Below are 24,877 nucleotides of genomic sequence, written 5' to 3'. Positions count from 1 at the left end.
GGTGAAGAAAGCCGTTCTTTATGTGGTGATTTTTATTGCCTTTTTCTCAACCAGTTTGATTGCTGGTTTGCCAATTTCTTGGGTGCTACAACAAGTGCCAAGCGTGAGAGGTCTCGACATTCAAGGTGCGCAAGGCACAGTTTGGCAAGGTCGTGCATCAAACGTACGTTGGCAGCGTCAGAACTTAGGTGAAGTGAACTGGGATTTCCAACTTTCCAGTCTGTTTACCGGTAAAGCGGAATTCGCCGTCCGTTTCGGTCGCGGGAGCGATATGGACGTACGTGGTCGTGGTTTGGTTGGCTACAGCTTAACTGGCGGCCCATACGCGGAAAACTTAGTCGCGTCGATTCCTGCGGCAAAAGTGGTGGAGCAAGCACGTCTTCCTGTACCGGTTGGTGTTGAAGGTCAGCTTGAGTTGAACATCCGTCATGCGACTTACGCAGCGCCTTGGTGTAAAACAGCAGAAGGTACGTTAGTTTGGAGTGCGAGTGGCATTCAAAGCCCACTTGGTAGTCTTGAACTTGGTCCTGTCATTGCTGATTTAAACTGTAAAGACAGCGTGCTATCGGCATCGGGTGAGCAAAAGAGCAAGCAAGTTTCAGCGGCGTTTTCTGCTGAGCTAATGCCAAATCAACGTTACTCCACCAAAGCGTGGTTTAAGCCGGGGGCAGAGTTCCCATCAGGCATGAGCGATCAACTTAAATGGCTGGGCAATCCAAACGCTCAAGGTCAATACGAGTTTGATTACAAAGGGCGTTTTTAGCCACACTCAGAAACCACAACATCTTTAAAGAGCAGCCAATGTGCAGCTCTTTTTGTTTTTGGATCATGGTAGGCCAAACCCTCTATTTGCTGTACAAGAAATCCAAGGATTATTTACTTTGAACATAACTTTATGATTTTCATTGAATAATTAAAATCCGTACAGTTATGAGAGTATTTAGATCATAGTAGGCCAAATGCTCCTAACGCTGTACAAGAAGAAAAAAGAAAGGCCACGAATTCGATTCGTGGCCTTTTTAAAATCTAGTAATGCAGATTGGATTAGGGTCAGTCTTTGCGCTGTAGAATCTCATCCCAAGGCAAATCCGCATCGCCCAGTACGATGAAGTTTGGATTCTCCAACGTCTCGCGCTCATTGTAAGAAAGCGGCTCAAGTTGCGTGCTGAGAATGCGTCCGCCCGCCTCTTCAACAATGCATTGTGTAGCTGCGGTATCCCACTCGCCAGTTGGACCTAGACGTAAGTAACAGTCCACAGCACCTTCAGCGACAAGACAGGCTTTGAGTGCGGCAGAGCCAAGAGGAATCAAGTCATAGTTCCAAGCGTTACTCATGCGGCTCGTGATGCGGTTAATGTCTTGGCGACGGCTGATTGCGATGGCGATGTTTTGTCCAGGCTGCTCATGTTTGTGAGTGTGGATTTTCACGCTCTCTGACATGTCTGGAATCTTCCAAGCGCCTTTGCCGCTGTATGCGTAGTAAGTCACGCCAGAAACCGGGCCATAAACTACACCCATAGTTGGTTTGTTGTTGTCGATTAGCGCAATAATCGTCGCGAAGTCACCACTGCGTGCGATGAACTCTTGGGTGCCATCTAGCGGGTCGACAAGCCAGTAACGCTCCCATTGCCCACGCTGCTCTAGGCTGATATCCGCCGCTTCTTCAGAGAGTACAGGGATATCTGGGGTGAGTTCGCTCAAGCGTTCAGTAATCAGTTTATGCGCCGCGATATCAGCGCTGGTGACAGGGGTCTCGTCGCTTTTGGTGTAGGCTTCGTACTGCTTTTTCTCGTAGATATCGAGAATCAATTGACCTGCACTGCGCGCAATTTCGATGACTTGCGGGAGCAGGTGAGATAAATCTTTTGTCATTGGCATGGGTAATGGTCCTTCCTCACTATTATGAATCAGCTCTTCGGCTGTTATTGGTTGTGAGTGGTGTTTTGTAAGTGTCTTAGTGCCAACATCAACGCTGTGATGCTTCTTGCTTCACAAAAATCCAAGTGTGTTAAAAGCTCTTCTGCTTGAGCGAGTGGCCAACGAACAATGTCTAGTGGCTCAGGCTCATCGCCTTCTTGTTTTTCTGGATAAAGGTTCTGCCCCAAAAACAGTGTCATTTTGCTCGAGAAATAAGAAGGAGCAAGAATCACCTGTTTGAGTGGTGTCAGGTCATTAGAACCAAAACCGATCTCTTCTTTTAACTCTCGGTCAGCCGCTTGTTGTGGTGTTTCACCTGGGTCGATCAAGCCTTTTGGAAAGCCGAGTTCGTAGCGTTCTGTACCTGCAGCGTATTCACGAACCAAGAGTAAGTCGCCTTGCTCAGTCACAGGAACAACCATCACGGCATCACGCCCACTCGGTTTCATGCGTTCATAAGTACGTAGTTCGCCATTAGAGAAGCGAAGGTCGAGGGCTTCCACAGTAAACAGTTTAGATTGTGCGACCGTCTGACAAGAGAGGATCTCTGGTGGGGTCCTTTTCGACATAACGCTGGCTCCTTAGTATCGTTAACTCATCGAGGAAATGAGATTTCTTAATATATGAGAAGAAAGCTCGAGTTTCTAGCGTGATGATTCAGCATAACGCAATTGAAAACAAAAATGGGAGGCAAGTGCCTCCCATTTCTCGTCGATATGCATTGCTAGTAAGTCATCAGCGACTTAGTAGTAAGAGTGATCACCACGGTCGTGCTCGGTAGCATCACGAACAGCAGTTAGCTCACCAACGAATTGGTTCAAAAGCTCTTTCTCGATGCCTTCTTTTAGAGTCACATCAACCATTGAACAACCGTTACAACCACCACCGAATGCAACGATAGCGATGCCGTCGTCTGTGATTTCAACTAGGTTTACGTGACCACCGTGACCTGCAAGTTGCGGGTTCACTTGAGTTTGGATTACGTACTCAACACGTTCTACAAGTGGAGCGTCATCCGCGACTTTACGCATTTTTGCGTTTGGCGCTTTTAGCGTTAGTTGAGAACCCATTTTGTCAGTAACAAAATCGATTTCAGCATCTTCAAGGAAAGGAAGGCTTAGCTCATCAATGAATGCAGAGAAACCGCTGTAAGGGATTTCAGTGTCAGTGCCTTCAACCGCTTCTGGTGGGCAGTAAGACACGCCACACTCTGCGTTTTGTGTTCCTGGGTTAACAACGAAAACTCGAATGTTAGTGCCTTCAGGCTGTTGGCCTAAAAGGTTGGCGAAATGCGTTTGCGCAGTTTCTGTAATAGTAATATTTGACACGACGAATACCTGAGTAAATTTGTAGGCTATTGCTGCTATTCTACTCCTGTTGACGGCTCGGTCTAGTCTTTTTGATGCTAAGACATGGCGAAGCGATCTAGAGTGAGCCCGGGGCAGGAGTTCTGCAGATGCAGTAAATATCGATGCTTTCTACGCCAACTTCAAGTAGTAAATGACATAATTGTCGGACCGTACTACCTGTTGTAACCACATCATCCACAATCGCGACGTGGGAAAAGTTCACCTCACCTTGTAGGGTAAACGCCCCTTTTAAATTCTGTTCACGACTGGCTTTTTTGTTTCCTCGTTGGGATTGGACGCTTTTAACGCGTTTAAATACCTTATCTTCATATCGCACGTCTAAATGATGGGCGAGGTGTTTGGCTAGGAAATGGCTTTGGTTAAATCCTCGTTTTAAATAACGTTGCCAATGTATTGGTACACAAGTAATCACTGGAGCTGGCTGTTCAATTCGTTTGGCCAGCAATTGAGTGAGTGCGCCGACATGCCATGCCTCGCCATGATCTTTAAAGCGTTGTACTTGGTTAGATAGTGGGAAATCATAATCCCCCAACGTATACAAACGTTGCCAAGGTGGTGGCTCTTTCAGGCACTTACCGCACTCTGTTGAGGTATGTGATTCCTCTTCTATCATTTTTAAACCACAACGAGTGCAGCGTTTGATGGGCGTGAGGTGTTCAAAACAACGGTCACACCAGCGCATTGGGTTTGGTTTCTGTTCAGCGGAGATCGGAAATCGACACAAACCACATTGGCTGCCAAGTACGCGGTGCATGATGTTTTGCCATTGATGAGATAACATACAATCTATCCAAGGTGAGCGAGTCATCAGAGTAAAGCTTGGATTGCGTGGTAAGGAATAAGATAAGTGGGAGAGAACGAGAGCATGAGCACGAATTTACACTGGCAGTCATTTGGTCAAGGACCGGATTTGGTGTTGCTTCATGGTTGGGGCATGAATGGTGCGGTATGGCAGCAGACGGTCGAGTCTCTTCAACCTTATTTCCGAGTTCATGTGGTCGACCTTCCGGGGTACGGGCATAGCGCAGAATCTCACGCTGAAGACTTAGCAAAAATCGCTGACCTTGTTCTGCAAGATGCACCAGAAAAAGCCGTCTGGCTTGGCTGGTCATTAGGTGGTTTGGTGGCAACCCACATTGCACTTAATGCTCCGCAGCGTGTGAGCAAGTTAATCACGGTAGCCAGTTCACCAAAATTTGCTGCTGAACGTCCTTGGCGTGGCATTCAACCTAACGTGTTAACCGCATTCACCGATCAATTGCTGGAAGACTTCTCTGTCACTATTGAGCGTTTTATGGCGCTGCAAGCGATGGGCAGTCCGTCTGCACGCAAAGACGTTAAACAACTCAAACAAGCGGTACTATCACGTCCGCAGCCGAATCCTGATTCATTGTTGGTTGGTTTGAATATTCTTGCCGATGTGGATCTGCGCGATGCGTTGGCCTCTCTTTCGATGCCGATGCTGCGCCTTTATGGTCGACTTGATGGTTTAGTGCCAATCAAAGTGGCAAGTGACTTGAGTGAGCAGTTGCCAACTACTCAGCAGTTTGTTTTCAACCAATCTTCTCATGCGCCGTTCATGACCGAACATGAAGCGTTTTGTCTCCAAGTGCGAGAATTTGCTGCTTAATTAGCGAGCCTACAAATCTAAGCGAATAAAACCCTAAAGCTGCTTAAAAATTGGTCGATATAAGTTTTAGCGAACTCTTCTTGTGGGAGGAGTTTGCTGTATTGACGAGTTGGGCGACTCTGAGGAGGGTTCGCAATGATTGTGTCACCGGCTAACGTAAGCGTGCCACTGATCGCCCCATCCGTTAATGTGCAGACGGAACAAGCTGCTCGTGACAATAAAGTCCGAGAACCTGTGACGCCAACAGTCGCACTGGCGAAAACCAATGCGGAGCGCAAAGTAAAAAGTGATGAGAAGCGGCGACGCCAATCTTCGTGGGACCCATCGGAGCATCCAGACTACGAAGTGGAACCCGAGGTGGATACCCGTTATCACGAAGAATCGGAAGACACGCTAGAACGTCTCTTTGGTTTGCTTGCGCTCAAGAGTTACAGCGAAGATCAGGGTAAGGGCTACGCGATACGCTTTCGATTACCTAAGCGCATTTTGGATGCTGCGGTCAAAGAGGGATTGATGGAAAAGCGCAGGAAGGTGATTAAGTTTCATTATGGTCACTCGGTCGCGCCCCATACACCGTCAGAAGTGATAGCAGTATTATGACGACTCAATATCCTACTCAAATAAAAACGCTCCAAGCAGATTGACTGATTGGAGCGTTTTCTTTTTAGCTATGAAAGCTCGTTAGCGGTGAAGCCTAGGCGAGATTACTTTTTCGCTTTAGCAAACGCTGCTGCAAAAGCACCGCCCATTGCGCTGTTAGATGACGAGTCATCACGGCGAGGCTGACGACGTTGCGGTTGGTCATTACGACGCGGCGCTGCTGATGAGCGTTGGCTACGGTTGTCTTGACCCGGCTCGTCGCTCATACGCATCGATAGGCCAATACGCTTACGCTGCACGTCCACTTCCATCACTTTCACTTTAACGATGTCGCCCGCTTTCACCACTTCACGTGGATCCGACACATAGCGATCTGTCAGTGCAGAAATATGCACAAGACCATCTTGGTGAACGCCGATATCAACGAAGGCACCGAAGTTGGCTACGTTAGACACCACGCCTTCTAGAATCATGCCCGGTTCCAAGTCAGAAACTGAGTTTACGCCTTCTGCGAACGTTGCCGTTTTGAATTCTGGACGCGGGTCACGACCCGGCTTATCTAGCTCTTTGATGATGTCTGTAATGGTTGGCACACCGAAGTTATCGTCGGTGTAGTCGACTGCATGCAGACCTTTTAGGAAGCTTGAATCACCAATCAGTGCTTTGATGTCTTTGTTGTTCTTCTCAGAAATCGCTTTTACCACTGGGTATGCTTCTGGGTGAACGGCAGACGCATCAAGAGGGTTCTTACCATCCATAATACGTAGGAAACCCGCACACTGCTCGAATGCCTTAGGACCTAAGCGAGGTACTTTCTTCAAGGTCGTACGTGCTTCGAAACGACCGTTTTCATCACGGAAGTCGACAATGTTCTGCGCGATAGTGCTCGACAAGCCCGCTACGCGCGTCAGTAGCGCTGCAGAAGCGGTGTTCACGTCAACACCGACCGCGTTTACACAGTCTTCCACAATTGCATCAAGGCGTTTTGCTAGCATTGATTGACTAACATCGTGCTGGTACTGACCCACACCGATCGACTTAGGATCGATTTTCACTAGCTCAGCCAGTGGGTCTTGCAGACGACGAGCAATCGACACCGCACCACGCAAAGATACGTCCATATTCGGGAATTCTTTCGCTGCAAGCTCGGATGCTGAGTAAACCGATGCACCCGCTTCACTCACAATGATCTTCTGAACTTTCAGGTTGCCACGTTTGATGACGTCTGCGACAAAACTGTCGGTTTCACGTGAAGCCGTACCGTTACCGATCGCAATCAAATCCACGTTGTACTTGCGGACCAACTGATCAACGATTTGCGCTGATTTGTCGTATTGCTTTTGTGGTGGGTGAGGGTAGATGGTTTCGGTTGCAAGCACTTTACCAGTCGGATCGACAATAGCGATTTTAGAGCCCGTGCGCAGACCCGGATCGAGACCAAGTGTTGCACGAGGACCTGCCGGTGCTGCCATCAACAAGTCTTTTAAGTTAGTGGCAAACACTTCAATCGCTTCGATTTCTGCGCGCTCTTTCATGGCGCCCATTAGCTCGGTTTCCATGTGCATCGATACTTTAATGCGCCATGCCCAGCTGATCACTTGCTTACGCCATGTATCTGCAGGTGCGCTGCTAAGTGTCACGCCGTAATGGTCAGCGATAATCGTTTCGCAGTAAGACTGACGAGCGCCTTCTTCCTGTTCTGGATCAGCATTCATTGCTAATGTCAGGAAGCCTTCGTTACGACCACGTAGCATCGCCAGTGCGCGGTGCGATGGTACTTTGCTTAATGGCTCGTTGTGGTTGAAGTAATCTTTAAACTTCTCACCTTCTTGCTCTTTGCCTTCAACGACGCGAGCACCCATTTCCGCATTGCGGTTTAGGTGACCACGAATTTTTTCTAGCAGGTTTGCGTCTTCCGCGATGCGTTCCATGATGATCGCGCGAGCGCCATCCAGTGCGGCTTTGGTGTCTGCCACGCCTTTGTCTGCATCAAGGTATTTGCTTGCTTCGCTTTCTGGCTCAGTTTGCGGATGATTCCAAAGCTGGTCTGCGAGCGGCTCAAGACCGGCTTCAATCGCGATCTGACCTTTGGTGCGACGCTTTGGTTTGTAAGGTAGGTACAAGTCTTCAAGACGAGTCTTGCTGTCTGCCTGAGTGATCTCTTGTTCTAGCTCTGGCGTAAGTTTGCCTTGCTCTTGGATCGATTTCAGGATGGTCTGACGGCGATCGTCCAGTTCACGAAGGTAAGACAGACGGCTGTCTAGAGTACGCAGTTGGGTGTCATCAAGGCCGCCCGTCACCTCTTTACGGTAACGTGCAATAAATGGGACCGTGTTACCGTCATCAATAAGGGTTACAGCAGCGTTGACTTGCTCAGGGCGAACATTCAGCTCTTGAGCAATCATGCGACAGATAGCTTGGCTCATCCGTGTATTCTCTTTAATTCTGTTTGGGTATTGGTTGTGTATAGAACATTGGGGTCATTCATGGAATTTGCAATGTTTTAAACTAGTAACTCAAAAATTTACCGAGCGCTGGTGGACATCAGTCAGATTTGTGTCAAAACTGTAATTAAATTGAGAACTTATACATTTGGTTATCGACTAACCCCTGTACCTTAGCTCATACGGAAAACAATGATGAAGAAAATGTCTTTGGCTTTGGCGCTCTCTAGTGCCTTATTAGCGACGCCGTTCGCTTGGTCGCAACCCCTTTCTGCGACCACTCAAGATCCTATCTATCAACTTGATGACAAACTGGTTTTAGGTCGTGTAGAAAGTGTTTACTACAGCGACATTCCTGAGCTAAGCGATGTGCCATTTATCGGTAAGATTGATACTGGTGCCGATACCACATCAATGCACGCTGAAAACATCCACGTGAGCAGTAGCAACCCTGAATACAAAAGTCTGAAAGACGATAAATTGATGTGGGCGATCATCGATGACCTTGGTGGGACGAAAGCCAAGTGGGATTCAGACAGCTTCAAATCTTATCAAGTTACCGTGAGCTTTACGATTCATCATCCGTATACGGGGAAAGAAATTAAGATCACCGATGATCTTGAGCGCATCAGTGCGATCCGTAGTCGTACTAGTGAAAAACCAATTCTGCGTCCGACGGTAAAAATGCCGATGACCATTGCAGGACACACCGTCGATACGGTAGTGAACCTAACCAAGCGTACTCAATTTTCAGCGCCGATTTTGATTGGTAAAACTTACCTCGATAACAACGCGTGGGTGTTTGCTGGTTATGATTACCTGCAAGAACAACCAAACGCACAAATGATTGGTAAGAAAGAAACGGTGAATGTTGAAGGCGTGCCATATCGCATCAGTATTTCTACTACCAGTCGCTACACCAACGTGCATGCGCTGAACATCAAGGTCGATAAGAAGAAAAAACAAGTCTCTTTCACCCTTGAAGGCGAAAACGGTAAGCGTCACCCAATGACACTGCCACTTGTCCGTATGCTGAAAACCAGCAAGAGTGAACGTCCTTTGGTGTACCTACCAGTGCAAGTGAGTGAAACTGAGACTCAGCAATGGTTGGTCTATCTGCGTGATCGCAGCGGCTTTAGTTCGCAAATCCGTTTGGGCAAAGATGTGGCAAGTCAGCACTTCGTGATTGATACCGATAAAGAGAACTTGTTAGGCGGGGTCGAGAAATCATTCAAGAGCGCGCTTAAATCGAAGCCTTTGGTTATCTCTCCTGAAGAGACAGTGAATATCGATGGTCACGTGTTACCTGCTTATCCAACTTTTGCGGTGAAGACTCCGCTGCTGCGTGTGGATGGTTTTGAACTGACCGAGAAAGACAAAAAAGAAGTCGTGACTTTCTACCTGCCAAGCTCGAAAGGCAAGGAAGAGAAAATTACCAAACGCGTACTGAAGAAGCTTAAAGTCGGTGATTCGGTTCGCCCAGTTGTTGAGGGGGAATTCCTGTTTGGTGACGAAGAGAAGACCATCGACTTCGCGATTGATGTTTTAGAGAAAGACGACCAAGAGCAGCCGTTCTTTGTCTTCGGCCACAACATGGCCAAAGGCGGAGTGCTGCTGAATACACGCGCAGACCATTTACTCGATGCGCGTCCACTGTTTAAAGCTGGTCACATTGAAGTGGCAGAAGTGGAAGGTATGTCTTTCCCTGTGAAATTGGATACGGGCGCGGATGTGAGCTCAATTAATGCCAAGAACATCAAACAGTTCAAGAGAGATGGCAAAGACATGGTGAGCTTCACTTACGAGAACGATAGCGGTATGAAGAAAGAGTTTACCAAGCCCGTTGTCGACGTGATGCGCATTAAAGCCAAGAAAGGTGAGAAAGCCAACGTGCGCCCTGTAGTGGAGATGCACGTTAAGCTTGGCGAATTAGAGAAGAAGATTCGAGTTAATTTGCAAGACCGTAGCCGCTTCCATTACAGCATGATTCTGGGTAAGAACTTCTTGAAGCACGGTGCGATCGTTGCCAGCGATACCAACTACATTGTGACCGAGAAGCCTGACTACGAAGAGTAACCTTTAAGGTTGATATTCAAAACGCAAAAGCCGCACTAAAGAGTGCGGCTTTCTTCTTATCGGGTCATTCAATCAATTTTCTTCGGCTTGGTAACGAATACTATTGATAAACCATTCTTTGTAGCCTTCCGGCGTTCTTACTGTGAATTCGTCATCGACTTCTTTTTTTAGTAGCGCACGAGCCATTGGGGAATCAATCGAGATATAACCTTTTGCATCACCGTAGATTTCATCGGGACCAACGATACGGAAATTCTTCACATCGCCCGCTTCATTCTCAATTTCCACCCAAGCACCAAAGAACACTTTGCCTTCTTGCTGAGGTGAGTAATCCACCACTTTGACTTGCTCTAGACGCTTACGTAAGTATCTGACACGGCGGTCAATTTCACGCAGACGTTTTTTATTGTACTGATAATCAGCGTTTTCACTTCGGTCGCCCAAGCTTGCTGCCCAAGTGACTTTCTTGGTGACTTCTGGGCGTTCTTCTCGCCATAAAAAATCGAGTTCTGTTTTTAGGCGATTGTAGCCTTCACGGGTAATTAAATTGGTTTTCATTAGAAGTAAATCAGCCGTTATTGGATTCTGCCAATCATATTAGCCTTGATTTTGTCTGACTGTAAATTGTTGTGATGAGGAGAAAAATAATGCGAAACATCGAAATAATTCATCAAAACCGTGGCTAAGATAAAAAGAGTAACAATTTGAACAAGCACGTTTGAAAAAACAGTGATACATTTTTGACTATAGATGCCTCTGAAAGGATGTTTCAATGCAGGAAAATCATAAAATATTAGTGGTTGATGACGATGCTCGTTTGCGTGCTCTGTTGGAGCGTTACCTTTCTGAGCAAGGTTTTCAAGTGAGAAGTGTCGCTAACGGCGAGCAGATGGACCGTCTTCTGACCCGTGAAAACTTCCACCTTATGGTGTTGGATTTAATGTTGCCGGGCGAAGATGGCCTATCGATTTGTCGTCGTCTACGTCATGCCAACAACATGCTACCTATTCTGATGCTGACAGCGAAAGGCGATGAAGTCGATCGTATCGTTGGCCTTGAAGTGGGTGCAGACGATTACCTACCAAAACCGTTCAACCCGCGTGAACTGCTGGCTCGAATTAAAGCAGTACTTCGCCGCCAAACGGTTGAACTGCCAGGTGCGCCAAGCACGGAAGAGAAAGTGGTTGAGTTCGGAGACTTCCGTCTGAACCTAGGTACGCGTGAAATGTTCCGTGGTGACGAAGCGATGCCACTGACTTCGGGTGAATTCGCAGTGCTGAAAGCGCTAGTAACCAACGCTCGTGAGCCGATGTCGCGTGATAAGCTGATGAACATGGCTCGTGGTCGTGAATACTCAGCGATGGAGCGTTCTATCGACGTTCAAATCTCACGTCTACGCCGCATGCTAGAAGACGATCCAAGCAAGCCACGCTACATCCAAACGGTATGGGGCTTGGGTTACGTGTTCGTCCCAGACGGCAAAGAAGCGTAATACCTTCTAAGGCCTGCCGATAATACTCGGCTGCTCATATTCCACCCTCAAGCCTCCTTCCTGTTTGAGGGCTGGAAGCTCGCAATTAATGTTGTTCACTAGGAACAGTCCATTAGGGATCCTCCATGCGAATCCGAAGTTCATTTACACAATCCATTCTGCTGTTCATCTCTTTGCTTCTCGCTAGCCAAGTCTTTTCTTACTACGCCGTTTTTAACTACGCGTTGATGCCAAGTTTGCAGCAGTTCAACAAAATTCTCGCCCACGAGTTGAATCTAGTACTCGATGAAGATGGTCTACTCAAAGCTGATGCTCCGCTGCGCCACCAACTGCTGGAAAACTTGGGTGTGACGGTACACAGCGTTGATAGCGAGATGATGAATGAGTTCAATCATGCGATGTCGATTGATTTGATGTCGGAAGAGATGACGCAAGAGCTCGGCTCACCAACAGAAGTGCGTTTGCTGCTTGGCAGTGAAAGCTACATTCTGTGGATGCGCATCGATCAGTTACCTAACTCCATCATCCGTATTCCGCTTTCTGAACTGCAAGAAGAAGATTTTGCTCCGCTGTTCCGTAACAGCTTGATCATGGCGCTTCTTATTATTGCTGGTGGCTGGTTGTTTATCCGTTTGCAAAACCGACCTTTGATTGCGCTAGAAAAAGCCGCGAAAGGAGTAGGTCGAGGCGAAATTCCACCGCCGTTGCCGGAGAAAGGTGCTTCAGAAATCCGCTCTGTCACTCGCGCATTCAACCAGATGTCGAAAGGTATTCAAGAACTGGAAGAAGATCGTGCGCTACTGATGGCAGGCATCAGTCACGACTTGCGTACGCCACTGACGCGTATTCGCCTCGCGACAGAAATGATGTCACCTGAAGACAGTTACCTAGCCGAAGGCATCATCAGTGATACCGAAGAGTGTAACGAGATCATCAGTCAGTTTATGGACTACCTCAAGCCAGTAAATAAAGAGTCGTTTGAGCAGGTTGACATAAATACCATTACCAGCGATGTCGCAACGTCGGAAGGGGGTTATGAAGTCGAAATTGAAACGGACCTCAACCCAACGATGCCAACCGCAAAAGGCAGCCCAATCGCGATCAAACGTGCGGTGAGTAACCTCGTGGTCAATGCTCTGCGTTATGGTAATGGCTGGGTGAAAATCAGTACGGGCGTCACTGCCGACAAACAGTTGGTGTGGGTGTGCGTTGAAGACAACGGCCCGGGCATCGAGCAGTCGCAAATCGCCAAGCTGTTTGAACCTTTTACTCGTGGTGACACGGCGCGAGGCAGTGAAGGAACCGGATTAGGTTTAGCCATTGTGAAGCGTATCGTTAGCCAACATTCTGGTTCGGTAGTGGTACGTAACCGCAGTGAAGGCGGGTTAAGCGCGCAAATCAGCTTCCCAACCAAGTAAGCGTTCTTCGCTCAATCGATTCCAATAAAAAAGCCCAGCCAAAGTTTGGTTGGGCTTTCCGATCATCCTAGTGCAAGATTATACCAATTCCATCAATTATCTGCTCATTCTTGCTGGTTAAAATCACTTATAACGGTGTTAAAGATTTTGTAGGTAGAGTAACTAGCTAGCTGCAATCTTTGCCTTGTTCTAAGTGATTTTACCGACGCAATTTTTTGAACATCTAATTAACGGAGTTGGTATTAGGATTCTTTTACCTCTTGAGCAACCGGCTCATCTTCCTCTTCCAATTTCTCTGGAAGCAGTAGGTTCAATATGATAGCGGTGATGCCGCCTGCTGCCACGCCCGTGGAAAAAATGCTCTTAATAAACTCAGGCATAAATTGCAGAATTTCTGGTTTTTGTGCAATGCCCAAACCCATTGAGAACGACAGCGCCATAATTAGGATTGCGCGGCGATCGAGGTCGACTCGAGAGATGATGCGCACGCCCGCTGCGGCAATGGTACCGAACATCACGATAGTCGCGCCGCCCAGAACTGGCTCAGGAATCAGCTGAACAAAGCTCGCTACACCCGGAAAAAGACCCAGAATCACCAACATGCCTGAGATGAAGTAACCCACGTAACGGCTTGCTACACCTGTGAGCATGATGATGCCGTTGTTTTGGCTGAAGGTAGAGTTCGGGAAGCTGTTGAATACTGCTGCAATCGCTGAGTTCAGACCGTCAGCTAATACGCCGCCTTTGATGCGCTTCATGTAAATCGGGCCTTTCACTGGCTCACCAGAAACTTCAGACGTTGCGGTAATGTCACCAATTGCTTCTAGTGCTGTGATGAAGAAAATCAGAACCAGTGGAATAAATAGCGACCAGTCGAAGCTTAAGCCGTATTGCATTGGGATCGGCAGTGCGACGAGGTCAGTTTCGCCCAGTGTTGAGGTGTCAACCATGCCCATGAAGTAGGCCATGACATAGCCAACCAGCATTGCAATCACGATAGAAGCTACGCGCAGGTAAGGGTTCTTTGAACGGTTAAGAATTACGATCAAGCCAAGTACTGTGCCAGCGAGAGCTAACTTGTCTAGGCTACCGAAAGAGCCATCGCTCATTGCCGCGTAGCCACCGCCCATTGATACTAAGCCCACTTGGATAAGTGTCAGACCGATAAGCGTCACGACAATGCCAGATACTAATGGAGTAATAATGCGGCGTGCGTGTTCTAGGACGCGAGATAGCAGGATTTCAGCAAAAGAAGCCACCAAGATAGTACCGAAAATCGCTGCCATCATGGTGCTAAGATCAGCGCCACCTGCTTTAAGAGAAAGACCAGCACCAATGATTGGACCTAAGAAGTTAAAGCTGGTGCCTTGCACTGAAAGCAAGCCAGAGCCGATAGGGCCAAAGGTACGAATTTGAATAAAGGAAGACACGCCAGATGCAAACAGTGACATGCTGATGATGGTGTTGGTTTGGTCAGCAGGCACACCCAAAGACTGACAAATGATCAGAGAAGGAGTGATAACGGCTACGAACATCGCCAATAAGTGCTGAAGTGCAGCAAAAATGGTCTGAGGTAGTGGTGGACGATCGTTTAACTGATAGACCAGTTCCGAAGTTCGGTTTGAAGTTGTCATGTTTGTCTCGCTAGTCGCAATAATTCTTGCCCCAGAGCTCGCTGAATGGGAGTGCTGGGTGGAGTTGACGTTATGACCTGTGATTGCTGTTAATCAGTGTCAACTCAGGTTGGTTTGATGTGACAAGGCGCACACCATAAATTTTGAGCGCGATTATAGAGGGATTTATCCAAAAAGCAAACGTTTGCTTTAGGCTAAAAAGAAAAGGCGATAACGGAATGGTTATCGCCTTTAAGGTTTTACTTTGGGAGTTTAGTTTTTTAAGTGTTTATCGAAGAAGCTCAACACATGAGCGTAATATTTAGCTCGGTGTTCATCTTTGTAAAAGCCATGTCCTTCATCGTCTAACACAAAAGATTCGTATGGGTAGTTGAGTTTGTCGAGTGCTTTAGCCATTGCCTCATAATGTTCAATAGGCGCACGTTGATCTTTTCCCCCATGTACGAGAAGAATAGAAGCTTTTAACTTGTCAGCATTATGAGTTGGAGACATGGCTTTCCAGACTTTAGGGTCGGTTCCCAGTACTTCTTTCAAAAAGCTTAATCCCATGCGGCTATCGGGCACATCACCTTCGGTGAACATCAACTCAAGATCATAAACACCGGCACTGCCCACGGCGCACTGAAACAACTCAGGTGCAAGGGTGGCTGATTGTAATGCACTGTATCCACCAAAGCTTCCGCCAGAAATACAGATGCGTTCTTTATCTGCGATGCCTTCTGCGACAATGTGTTTGGTGGCGTCGATGATGTCATATTGAATGTTCGTTCCCCATTTACGATAGCCAGCCTCTTCAAACTGCTTACCGAAACCACCACTGCCACGGAAGTTTACTTGCATCACAGCATAACCATTGTTCGCGAGAAACTGATTCTCCTCGGTAAAACGCCACCAATCTCGTGGACCATGAGGACCGCCATGCGGATTGACGATCAGAGGGAGGTTTTTTGCTTCAGTATTTGGTGGCAATGTCAGATAACCTGAGATGGTTTTCCCGTCTCGACTGGTGAACTCAAAAGGCTTCACTTCAGCCATTTTCTCTGGGTCTAACCACTCTCGTGCCGAGAACAGATAACGAATTTCTTTTGGCTCGGTGGTAAATAAGTAGTAATCCCCAGGGTTTCTATCGTTAAAGGCCATAATGACGTAAGCATCACCAGCTTCAGTTTCACTGACTAGGCGAACTTGATGACCAGGTAGAGAAGTGAGGATTTGCTTTAAGTATTCGCTGCGTTTGTTTTTTGGATCAACAAAGGCATAAGTAGGGTAATCACTTTCAAACTCGACGGCGTAAAGCTGTTTTGAGTCTGGATCTAACCAATACTCCTTCGGATCGACGGTATCATCCGAGGCAACTTTTGTACTTTTACCGGTTTTTAAGTTGAGGTGATGGATTGCTCTTGGTTCTCCTGACTGACTTATCGCGGCATAAACGGAATCTTGATTCTCTGCAAAAGAGATAGGATAGAATTCTTCGAAGTTTTTTAAAGCCGCCAATTTATCGGAGCTTTTCCATTGATCGTTGACGCGATAATAAAGCTCGACTTTGTTATTGATATTCAAGCCTGAAACAAAGCGAACTTCACCATCATGGTCGGTGAGAAACTGACTAAACGGGATGGGTGCTGTCGTTATCTTTGAGCGTCTACCGGTGTATACGTTAACGCGGTACACCTCTCTTGGCGCTTCCAAGTTGAAACTGTATTCACCGAAAGGAAGAGCAGAAACTAAGATATGGCGGTCGTCTTCAGGCAGAATATCTAAGACATCACCGTAAGCTCTCACGATAGAAGATGCTCGTACTAGGCGGCTAGTTTGAGGAGGGTTATAACCAAATATATAAGCGTATTTGTTTCCATCCACATTAGCCGAGACGAGTTCGCCATAGTAGCGAGGAGCGGTAGACCAACTCTTTAAATATTCTTTGGATGCGACAACACGTTCATTATTGACCCAGTAATAATCACCCACTTGCTCGTTACCTGAGAAGCGCAGCACACTGCTCGGCTGCATGGTTTTACTGTCGAGTATAACCAAAGCATCTTTACCATCGATGCTGGATTCAAAGGCTAGGTGCTTGCCATCTGGTGATATTTTGGGATTAAAGTAAGCCGAACTTTTGGCAAAAAGCTCTGCCGACTGAAGAATCGCGCTTTGTTTATCTTGCGCTGCTATGGGGGCGGAGTGTACAGAGCCAACTAATGCTGCTGTGACCGCAAGCAAGGTACGTTTTTTCATGCATCTATCCTTGATGACATTGTGTATTTATGACGTTTTTTATATCCGCTTGGAGTATTAACTTTATGTAGAGTTTACTTGCTCTAACTTGTCGTAATTATTGAATAAAGTCGAGTTGGCTTTTATTAAATGAGAGATCCATTGGTGCAATGAATGTATGCAAAACCAACCTTACAGAACAGTGTCTGTAAGGAGGTTTATTGATGGAGCGAGGGTAGGTGAGAAAAGAAGCGCTTACGCCTTAGAGTAAATGTCACGCTCACCTAACCAACGGTCAATAATTGCTGTCGCATTCGTTGGGTAGTTGTCATGAATGTAACGCGCGATGCGTTGAACTTCCGGAATTAAGCGCTGATCTCGCACTAAGTCGGCAATTTTAAAATCTGCCAAGCCAGTTTGTTTGGTACCAAGAAGCTCACCCGGTCCACGAATCTCTAAGTCTTTCTGTGCAATCACGAAGCCGTCGTTGCTTTCACGTAATACGCCCAAACGTTTTTGGGCGGTTTTTGATAGTGGTGAGTGATATAGCAACACACAATGGCTCGCCACTGAACCTCGACCAACACGACCTCTCAACTGGTGCAACTGAGCTAAACCTAAACGCTCTGGGTTCTCGATGATCATCAAACTGGAATTGGGCACGTCCACGCCCACTTCAATCACCGTCGTTGCGACTAGCAAATGCAGCTTGTTGTCTTTGAAATCTTGCATCACCGCTTGTTTCTCTGCGGGCTTCATTCGTCCGTGCACTAGACCAATTTTTACGTCAGGCAGTTTACGTTGCAGCTCTTCTGCAGTATCGGCGGCGGCTTGAGCCTCCAAGACTTCAGACTCATCAATTAAGGTACATACCCAATAAGCTTGTTTGCCTTCGTTTAAGCAGGCATTGCGCACACGTTCGACGATATCATCGCGTTTGGTGTCTGGAATTGCGACCGTCTGGATTGGTGTTCGACCTGGTGGTAATTCATCAATCACCGACGTTTCTAAGTCAGCATAAGCTGTCATGGCTAATGTTCGCGGAATTGGCGTTGCTGTCATGATGAGCTGGTGTGGATAAGCGCCTTGTTTTGCGCCTTTCTCGCGTAGCTCTAAGCGCTGGTGGACACCAAAGCGGTGCTGTTCATCAATAATGACCAAAGCAAGATGATGGAACTCAACATGTTCTTGGAAGAGAGCATGAGTACCCACGACCATTTGCGCTTCACCACTGGCAATACGCGCCAATTCGGCTTCTTTGGCTTTACCTTTTAATTTTCCTGCAAGCCAACCGACCTGAATACCCATTTTCTCAAACCAATTAGCGAAGTTGATCGCGTGCTGTTCGGCGAGCAGCTCGGTCGGTGCCATTAAAGCGACTTGATAGCCGTGTTCAATGGCTCTGACGGCAGCAAGCGCAGCAACTAAAGTTTTCCCCGAGCCTACGTCACCTTGAACAAGGCGCATCATTGGGTGCGTTTTTTCTAAGTCAGCTTCAATTTCTTTAACGACTCGTGCTTGGGCATTGGTCGGTGAGAAAGGTAATTGAGCCAGTAGCTGCTTTTTCAATGAGTCACACGACGCCAAAGGCAATGCAACGTCTTGTTGCCCTTTGCTGCGCACTGCCAACATAGAGAGGTTCTGCGCCAGTAACTCTTCCATGATCAACCGAATTTGAGCAGGGTGTTTACCTTCATCAAACTCATCCAAATTAATGGTTGGAGGCGGTCGATGAATCGTATGCAGCGCTTGCGACATGGTGATCTGGTGATCGTACAAACCAGAAGGCAGCAACTCTTGTACTGCGGCTTTATCGAGGAGTGATAAGGCTTGTTCCGTCAGGTTACGCAAAGTGATTTGGCGTAACCCATCGGTGGTTGGATAAACCGGGGTTAAGCTCTGTTCCACATCCGGTTTTTGTTCACTTACATAAAACTTGTAGTCAGGGTGAACAATTTCTAAGCCCATACCGCCACGCTTAATTTCACCGTAAGCGTGTACTAACTTACCATTCGAGAAATTGTTCTTCATCGCGGCAGTAAAGTTAAAAAAGCGTAGAGTAATGGTGCCATTGCCGTCGCTGATTTTTACTGTCAGCATTTTGCGTTTGCCGAAAGTAGTATCGACAGCCATGACTTTGCCCTGTACCGCCGCCCAAAGCCCGGCATGCAGTTTGGCGATTGGGTAAATACGAGTGCGATCTTCGTAACGAAGAGGAAGGTGGAACAGCAAATCTTGAACGCTATGCAAGCCAACTTTGGCGAGTTTTTCTGCGACTTTGGCGCCAACTCCAGACAGAGAGGTTAAAGGAGCAGCAGATAACATTTGGGCAGACATAGTGGGCTCAAGAAAATAGTTAACATAGCAGTATGTTAACCACTAAGCTGTGTTTTTGTACAGGATTAAGTTAGAGAAAGGGATATGGGAACGCTTACGCTCTGAGATTCGAGAACGCGGAAACAAACTTAACCAGTGAGGCGAGAAAGAGCCATATCGATTGACGATATGAGGTTATCTCGAAGCAAAGCGTTCTCGCCTCTCGAGTCTATTTATTTCTTCTGCATCTCTTTCCACCACGATTCGTCAGCCACAATTTGGCCTTCGTCATCAAGTTGTGGATATTCTAGCCCTTTGCGTTTCGCTACTTTTGCTAAGACTGGGTGTCCTCGTTCAAACAGAATGCGGTTGATGGTCTCTTTTGGTAGAGCGCTCTCTTCACGTTCGTACATACCAGCGGCTTCACGCTGACGCTGTGCTTCATAAAGAATCACAGCACTGGCGACTGAGACATTCAAAGACTGAACCATACCGATCATTGGAATAATGATGTCTTGGTCTGCGAGTTTCTTTGCTTGTTCTGAAGCGCCAATTTTTTCGCTACCAAGAATGATCGCCGTTGGCTTGGTGTAGTCGATTTCACGAAAGTCGACCGCGGTGTCCGAAAGGTTAGTGACCAGAACTTGCATGCCTTGCGCTTTGAGCTCAGTAATCGCAGTTTCAATCGAATCGTGGGTATCCACTTCAACCCAGTTGCGTGCCCCTGCTGAGGTGTGGGTCAGTGTGCGCATTTTGTCGGGCCAAATCGCATGAACTTTGTGTAAGCCTGTTGCGTCTGCTGTGCGGATCACGGCAGAAACGTTGTTTGGCTTATGAACTTCTTCAAGGCACAGAGTGAGGTCGGTTTGGCGTGCTTTTAGCACCTGATGGATGCGGTTGTAACGTTCTAAATTCATAATAAATAGGGATATAAAAAAATCGCCACCCAGAGTGTGGGTGGCGATAGAGTTTAGTTCTTTCTTCGTCTGACTCGAGTCGCCTGTGGCATGGTCTTAATCTTACGCATGATGCCAGCAAGGTGAACACGATCTTTGGTGGTTAGCAGAACGGTAACGGTGTATAAGCGACCGTCGCGTTCTTCGGTTGAAAGACCGTGAATGTTCGAACCGGTTTTCGAAATCACATTGGTCAATTCCGCTAATGCACCTTGGTTGTTGAGCATATCGACTTTCAGTTCAGCAATGAACTCTTTGTCGTACTCTTCAGACCAAGCGACTGCCATGTATTTGTCCGGCTCTTTCTGGTATCCGCGTACGTTTGGACACGTTTCACGGTGAACCACAAGACCACGACCTGGCGATACGTGAGCAATGATGTGGTCATCCGGGATAGGGTGACAACAATTTGCGAAAGTCAGTAGCAGACCTTCTGCACCACGGATTGGCAGTTTCTTGTTAGATTCGTTTGGAATCGAGCTTGTGGTGGTCAATTCATCAGTGTCACCTAGTAAGCGACGTGCGATGACGATACTCATCAATTCACCCAAACCAATGGCTGCTAGCAGATCATCGACGCTTTCTAGGCGCAGATCAGTCAGTACTTCTTGGATGTTTTCTGGGTAGATTGAATCAATCGAATGACGACCCAAAGCGTGGTTCAGTAGACGACGACCTAAGGTAATCGACTCTTCACGGCGCATGGTCTTCAATACTTGACGAATCTTAGTGCGAGCGCGAGAAGTCACGACATAGTTTAACCAAGCCGCGTTTGGACGCGCACCAGGTGCACTGATGATTTCTACTGTCTGACCGTTCTTCAGTGCCTTACTTAGTGGGTAAGGGTTACGGTCAACACGAGCACCGACACAAGAGTTACCGACATCAGTATGTACGGCGTAAGCAAAGTCGACAGCCGTTGCGCCTAATGGCAATTCAACGATACGGCCTTTTGGTGTGAAGACGTAAATCTCATCTGGGAAAAGATCCGATTTTACGTTTTCAATGAATTCGAATGAGTTACCAGCGCTTTGTTGTAGCTCAAGCAGGCTTTGCATCCAACGCTGAGCTTTCACCTGCGCTGTGGTGCCAGACTTGTCGCCCTTGTCTTTGTATGACCAGTGCGCAGCGACACCTTTGTCCGCCATTTGATCCATATCTTCGGTACGGATCTGAACTTCAACTGGCACGCCATGTGGGCCAACCATAGAAGTATGCAGCGATTGGTAGCCGTTCGCTTTTGGTACCGCAATGTAATCTTTCATACGACCAGGACGCGGCTTATACAAGCTGTGTACTTGGCCTAGAACGCGATAACAAGTATCGGCAGTATCAACAACCACTCGGAAAGCGTAGATATCCATGATGGTGTGGAAACGCTGTTCTTTGGTTTTCATCTTGTTATAGATGGAGAACAGGTTCTTTTCACGACCTAACACGCGCGCATTCAAGCCAACATCTTCGAGTCGACCTTCAATTTCGCTGTGAATACGTTGGATCATCTCTTTACGATTACCACGTGCCGCTCTTACCACTTCTTTTAGAACGCGGTAGCGGTTCGGGTAAAGCGCTTCGAAGCCAAGCTCCTCAAGTTCCGTTTTGATATTGTGAATACCAAGACGGTGAGCCAGTGGTGCGTAGATTTCCAGTGTTTCGCGAGCAATACGGCGTTTTTTGTCGGGGCGCAGGGCACCTAACGTGCGCATGTTGTGCGTACGGTCAGCCAGTTTGATCAGGATAACGCGGATGTCTTGCACCATCGCCAGAACCATCTTACGGAAGTTCTCGGCTTGAGCCTCTTTCCTATCGCGGAATTTGAGTTTGTCCAGTTTAGATACACCATCAACCAGCTCAGCGACGGTATTGCCGAATTTCTCTTCGAGATCTTCTTTTGTAACGTCACAGTCTTCGATGACGTCATGCAGCAAAGCAGCTTGGAGGGTTTCGATATCGAGGCGCATTTCGGCCAAGATTCGAGCCACAGCGACTGGGTGGATGATGTATGGTTCACCGCTTGAGCGGGTTTGCCCTTCATGGGCATCTCTTGCTACCACATAAGATTGACGCAGAGCCTCAATTTGAGGCTCTGTTAGGTATTCTTGGGCAACGTCTTTGAGGCTATCGAATAGATACAAATTATAGGCCCGGGAGGTTGTTGAATTCTAAAGTCAGAATTAACGGTTGTGAGCGATGCTGCTTACTGCCGCTAGCTCTGCCGCTTCTTGCTCTTGCTGTTCTTGACGTTCACGAGCGTCTAGAACTTCTTTAGTAATTAAACCTTCTTCGATTTCGCGTAGAGCGATAACCGTTGGCTTATCGTTCTCTTCTGGCACTAGTGCATCTTTACCGCCAGTTTGCATTTGACGAGCGCGGCGAGCCGCAATCAGTACTAGGTCGAAACGGTTGCCAACTTTTTCAACAGCGTCTTGAACAGTTACGCGTGCCATGAGGACTCCAAATAGTTAACTAAATTTTGAATGACGAGAAAGTATACAGTCTCAGCGTAATATTTACTAGCGATAAGACGTGCAACAACAATGACTTTCTATATAAGCAATATAAGCTTCCTTACCGTAATAAAGAAGCGAAAATTTGTGTTTCTGCGCAGAATTACTCTGCTAGAAGTGCATCAAGCATACCTTTATATTTAGCAGCTTGCTTTTCTTCCTTCAATCTTTCCGCACGTAGGATGGCTTTAAAGTCCATCAATGCTGTATCGAAATCGTCGTTTACGATCACATAATCGTACTCGTTGTAATGCGAGATTTCTGACTTTGCTTCTGCCATGCGTTTTGCGATAACGTCATCGCTGTCTTGACCACGAGTGGTTAGGCGGCGCTCAAGTTCGCCATTTGATGGCGGCAAGATAAAGATGCTTTTCGCTTCTGACATTTGCTCGCGGATTTGACGCGCGCCTTGCCAGTCGATGTCTAGGAAAACGTCGATGCCTTTGTTTAGCGTTTCTTCAATCCATACACGTGATGTGCCGTAGTAGTTACCAAACACTTCCGCGTATTCTAGGAAGTCGCCTTGTGCAATCAGAGCTTCGAACTCTTCTTTTGCGACGAAATGGTAGTGGATACCGTTTTCTTCGCCAGGGCGCATGCCACGAGTAGTATGAGACACAGACACTTTCATTGCGTATGTTGGGTTACGTTCCAACATTGCTGAGATCAAGCTAGATTTACCTGCGCCGCTAGGTGCAGATACGATATAGAGAGTACCTTTGCCCATTGTACTGTTCCACTTTTGGTTGGATTGAGTGAATGCCGAAAAGAAGTCTCGACCTTGTAGTTATGCCAATGATGCTTATCAGCGAGATTGGTATAACGATAGCACTGACGTTGATGATTTCTCCACCAAACCACTCAGGATTGGTGATAAACCCGCCAGAAAAATGGAGGCGAAGAGTATCATGAACTCCCTGTGGTTGCTAGCCGATCTTTTTGATCTTTGACGTGTGGGATGACTTCTCCCTCTATATATAGAGGCGAAAAAAGGGGAAGCTTTCACTTCCCCAGGCGTGCGACTGACTCACACTTAATCTTCGGAGCAACTTTAGCGTTGCACGTTACTGCTTTTCAGGGACTAGCCTTGTGACTCTAAGAAGTTTATCCAAGGGCTAGCTACTGCTTTCATGTCAGGTGATTGCGCTGCACTCTTCATTGCTTTAAGTGCATTACTTGGCTGGTTGAGCTCAAAATAAGCCATGCCTCGAATATAGTTCAGTTCACCTTTATCATCGCGTTTGGCGTCTGGAGCTGCATTCTTCGCAAACTTGGTTGCTGCAGAGTACTGCTTATCCAAGATCATCAAACGAGCAATCTTGATCTGCGTTTTGGCTTTTGGTGCTAATTGGTAAGCCGCTACATAGGTCTCAATCGACTTATCCAGTTCCTGAGCCTGTTGCCAGAAAGACGCCAGCTTCTCTAAGTTTTCAGCATTACGCGCAACATGACCTTCTTCCATCGACGTTTGCATTGTTTTAGCCGCACGGAAAGGTACACCTTGATAAGCTTGGAAGTTCACTAAACGTAGATACTCTTTCTCTCCTTCTAAGAGACCCATTTTATGAGCCATTTCTAAAGTCGAGAGGGCATTACGCTCTTGTTTGAGTTCCATGTAAATACCAGACAATTGAGTCCAGTAACGCTTATTTTGCGGGTACTTCGTAGTCAAGATTTTTAGCACGCCAGCAACACTTTTGAATTGCTTTAATTCATAGTGAGCAGACATCAACAGTTGATACCAAGATTCACTAGGATTCTTCGTCATTGCAATTGCCTTTTTGGTTGGCGGAATTGCGTTGCGGTAGTCTTCTAGTTGAATGTAAGCACTTGCCAATGTGATGTAAGCATGTGCTTGAGGTTTTTCCTCTGTTGTTTCAGCAATCTTGAACCACTCGTTCATTGTATTAACGGATTGCTTAAATTTGCCTTCTGCTAGATAAAGCTGTGCAAGGCTATAACGAACCTGTTGAGCTACGGGTACTGGTAAAGCATCTAACTTGAGTGCTTCAGCAAAGTATTTCGCTGCTTTTGGGTAATCGTCCTTTAAAGAATACAGAAAGCCCATCTGTTGCAATAACACGGCGCGGTCGTATTTCTTTTTCTTGGTACTTCCCAAGGCAGAGTTCAGTTTAGAGATTGCATCCGAGTATTTTTCAGTTGCAATCAGTTCCTGAACTTTGTTCACAGTTCGGAATGTTCTGTCAGACAACTCAGGAGTATTGGCAAAAGCAGGCGCGCCATACGCGCCTGAGATAAACACCAGAGAAGCCAACAACTTAGTATATGCTTTCATATTG

Annotated in this window: 20 protein-coding genes; 6 read left to right on the top strand and 14 right to left on the bottom strand. The window is 47.0% G+C overall.

Going from position 1 to position 24,877, the window contains the following annotated elements; translation table 11 throughout:
- Window position 1 precedes the first annotated feature (1 nt).
- Window positions 2–763, top strand: coding sequence for a type II secretion system protein N (locus tag ACLIIY_RS14375; RefSeq protein ID WP_425669195.1), 762 nt, complete (start codon window positions 2–4; stop codon window positions 761–763).
- Between the two features lie 287 nt (window positions 764–1,050).
- Here the strand turns inward: ACLIIY_RS14375 and cysQ are convergent, their stop codons facing one another.
- From cysQ to ACLIIY_RS14355, 4 genes are all read right to left on the bottom strand, one after another.
- Window positions 1,051–1,878, bottom strand: coding sequence for a 3'(2'),5'-bisphosphate nucleotidase CysQ (gene cysQ, locus ACLIIY_RS14370; protein ID WP_434527802.1), 828 nt, complete (start codon window positions 1,876–1,878; stop codon window positions 1,051–1,053).
- Window positions 1,879–1,922: 44 nt separating this feature from the next.
- Window positions 1,923–2,486: an ADP compounds hydrolase NudE gene (nudE, locus tag ACLIIY_RS14365; protein ID WP_005434477.1), complete on the bottom strand. Its 564-nt coding sequence runs from the start codon at window positions 2,484–2,486 to the stop codon at window positions 1,923–1,925.
- 174 nt (window positions 2,487–2,660) lie between these two features.
- On the bottom strand, window positions 2,661–3,245 hold the full coding sequence (gene nfuA / locus ACLIIY_RS14360; protein ID WP_005434470.1) for a Fe-S biogenesis protein NfuA: 585 nt from the start codon (window positions 3,243–3,245) through the stop codon (window positions 2,661–2,663).
- Window positions 3,246–3,342: 97 nt separating this feature from the next.
- A complete protein-coding gene (locus tag ACLIIY_RS14355) occupies window positions 3,343–4,068 on the bottom strand; it encodes a phosphoribosyltransferase family protein (protein WP_434527801.1) in 726 nt (241 codons plus the stop codon).
- A gap of 84 nt (window positions 4,069–4,152) precedes the next feature.
- Here ACLIIY_RS14355 and bioH point away from each other — a divergent pair, with 84 nt between their 5' ends.
- Both bioH and ACLIIY_RS14345 read left to right on the top strand, forming a co-directional pair.
- Complete coding sequence (gene bioH / locus ACLIIY_RS14350; protein WP_165935460.1) at window positions 4,153–4,917, top strand: pimeloyl-ACP methyl ester esterase BioH; 765 nt, start codon at window positions 4,153–4,155, stop codon at window positions 4,915–4,917.
- 135 nt (window positions 4,918–5,052) lie between these two features.
- Window positions 5,053–5,517 (top strand): hypothetical protein, encoded by a 465-nt coding sequence (locus tag ACLIIY_RS14345; protein WP_053303403.1) that lies wholly within the window; start codon window positions 5,053–5,055, stop codon window positions 5,515–5,517.
- Between the two features lie 104 nt (window positions 5,518–5,621).
- Here ACLIIY_RS14345 and ACLIIY_RS14340 read toward each other — a convergent pair whose 3' ends face one another.
- Window positions 5,622–7,943: a Tex family protein gene (locus ACLIIY_RS14340; protein WP_434527800.1), complete on the bottom strand. Its 2,322-nt coding sequence runs from the start codon at window positions 7,941–7,943 to the stop codon at window positions 5,622–5,624.
- A 210-nt stretch (window positions 7,944–8,153) separates the two neighbouring features.
- Here ACLIIY_RS14340 and ACLIIY_RS14335 point away from each other — a divergent pair, with 210 nt between their 5' ends.
- A complete protein-coding gene (locus ACLIIY_RS14335; RefSeq protein ID WP_434527799.1) occupies window positions 8,154–10,037 on the top strand; it encodes an ATP-dependent zinc protease family protein in 1,884 nt (627 codons plus the stop codon).
- Window positions 10,038–10,109: 72 nt separating this feature from the next.
- On the opposite strand, the gene greB is transcribed toward ACLIIY_RS14335, so the two are convergent.
- Window positions 10,110–10,595: a transcription elongation factor GreB gene (gene greB / locus ACLIIY_RS14330; protein ID WP_285377221.1), complete on the bottom strand. Its 486-nt coding sequence runs from the start codon at window positions 10,593–10,595 to the stop codon at window positions 10,110–10,112.
- A 214-nt stretch (window positions 10,596–10,809) separates the two neighbouring features.
- Here greB and ompR point away from each other — a divergent pair, with 214 nt between their 5' ends.
- Together ompR and envZ are read left to right on the top strand one after the other, a co-directional pair.
- Window positions 10,810–11,529: an osmolarity response regulator transcription factor OmpR gene (ompR, locus tag ACLIIY_RS14325; protein ID WP_005430151.1), complete on the top strand. Its 720-nt coding sequence runs from the start codon at window positions 10,810–10,812 to the stop codon at window positions 11,527–11,529.
- Window positions 11,530–11,654: 125 nt separating this feature from the next.
- A complete protein-coding gene (envZ, locus tag ACLIIY_RS14320) occupies window positions 11,655–12,947 on the top strand; it encodes a two-component system sensor histidine kinase EnvZ (protein WP_005430094.1) in 1,293 nt (430 codons plus the stop codon).
- 242 nt (window positions 12,948–13,189) lie between these two features.
- Here envZ and ACLIIY_RS14315 read toward each other — a convergent pair whose 3' ends face one another.
- The 8 genes from ACLIIY_RS14315 to ACLIIY_RS14280 all read right to left on the bottom strand — a co-directional run bounded on the left by ACLIIY_RS14315 (window position 13,190) and on the right by ACLIIY_RS14280 (window position 24,873).
- Complete coding sequence (locus tag ACLIIY_RS14315; protein ID WP_434527798.1) at window positions 13,190–14,581, bottom strand: uracil-xanthine permease family protein; 1,392 nt, start codon at window positions 14,579–14,581, stop codon at window positions 13,190–13,192.
- Window positions 14,582–14,833: 252 nt separating this feature from the next.
- Window positions 14,834–16,819 (bottom strand): prolyl oligopeptidase family serine peptidase, encoded by a 1,986-nt coding sequence (locus ACLIIY_RS14310; RefSeq protein ID WP_434527797.1) that lies wholly within the window; start codon window positions 16,817–16,819, stop codon window positions 14,834–14,836.
- Window positions 16,820–17,053: 234 nt separating this feature from the next.
- Entirely contained in the window at window positions 17,054–19,135 is a 2,082-nt protein-coding gene (gene recG, locus ACLIIY_RS14305) for an ATP-dependent DNA helicase RecG (RefSeq protein WP_434527796.1), read from the bottom strand.
- Between the two features lie 212 nt (window positions 19,136–19,347).
- Complete coding sequence (trmH, locus tag ACLIIY_RS14300) at window positions 19,348–20,031, bottom strand: tRNA (guanosine(18)-2'-O)-methyltransferase TrmH (RefSeq protein WP_005430068.1); 684 nt, start codon at window positions 20,029–20,031, stop codon at window positions 19,348–19,350.
- Window positions 20,032–20,084: 53 nt separating this feature from the next.
- A complete protein-coding gene (gene spoT / locus ACLIIY_RS14295) occupies window positions 20,085–22,205 on the bottom strand; it encodes a bifunctional GTP diphosphokinase/guanosine-3',5'-bis pyrophosphate 3'-pyrophosphohydrolase (RefSeq protein ID WP_005434453.1) in 2,121 nt (706 codons plus the stop codon).
- Between the two features lie 39 nt (window positions 22,206–22,244).
- The gene (gene rpoZ / locus ACLIIY_RS14290; RefSeq protein WP_005379346.1) at window positions 22,245–22,517 is read right to left on the bottom strand and encodes a DNA-directed RNA polymerase subunit omega; all 273 of its coding nucleotides are present in this window, start codon (window positions 22,515–22,517) and stop codon (window positions 22,245–22,247) included.
- 163 nt (window positions 22,518–22,680) lie between these two features.
- Window positions 22,681–23,304: a guanylate kinase gene (gmk, locus tag ACLIIY_RS14285; RefSeq protein WP_009707953.1), complete on the bottom strand. Its 624-nt coding sequence runs from the start codon at window positions 23,302–23,304 to the stop codon at window positions 22,681–22,683.
- Between the two features lie 354 nt (window positions 23,305–23,658).
- Complete coding sequence (locus ACLIIY_RS14280) at window positions 23,659–24,873, bottom strand: tetratricopeptide repeat protein (RefSeq protein WP_005434449.1); 1,215 nt, start codon at window positions 24,871–24,873, stop codon at window positions 23,659–23,661.
- Window positions 24,874–24,877: the final 4 nt, after the last annotated feature.

Source organism: Vibrio sp. K4, assembly GCF_051122595.1.
GTDB lineage: Bacteria > Pseudomonadota > Gammaproteobacteria > Enterobacterales > Vibrionaceae > Vibrio > Vibrio owensii.
The sequence above is the reverse complement of the archived record's forward strand: the minus strand, read 5'-3'. Positions and strand labels throughout refer to the sequence as shown.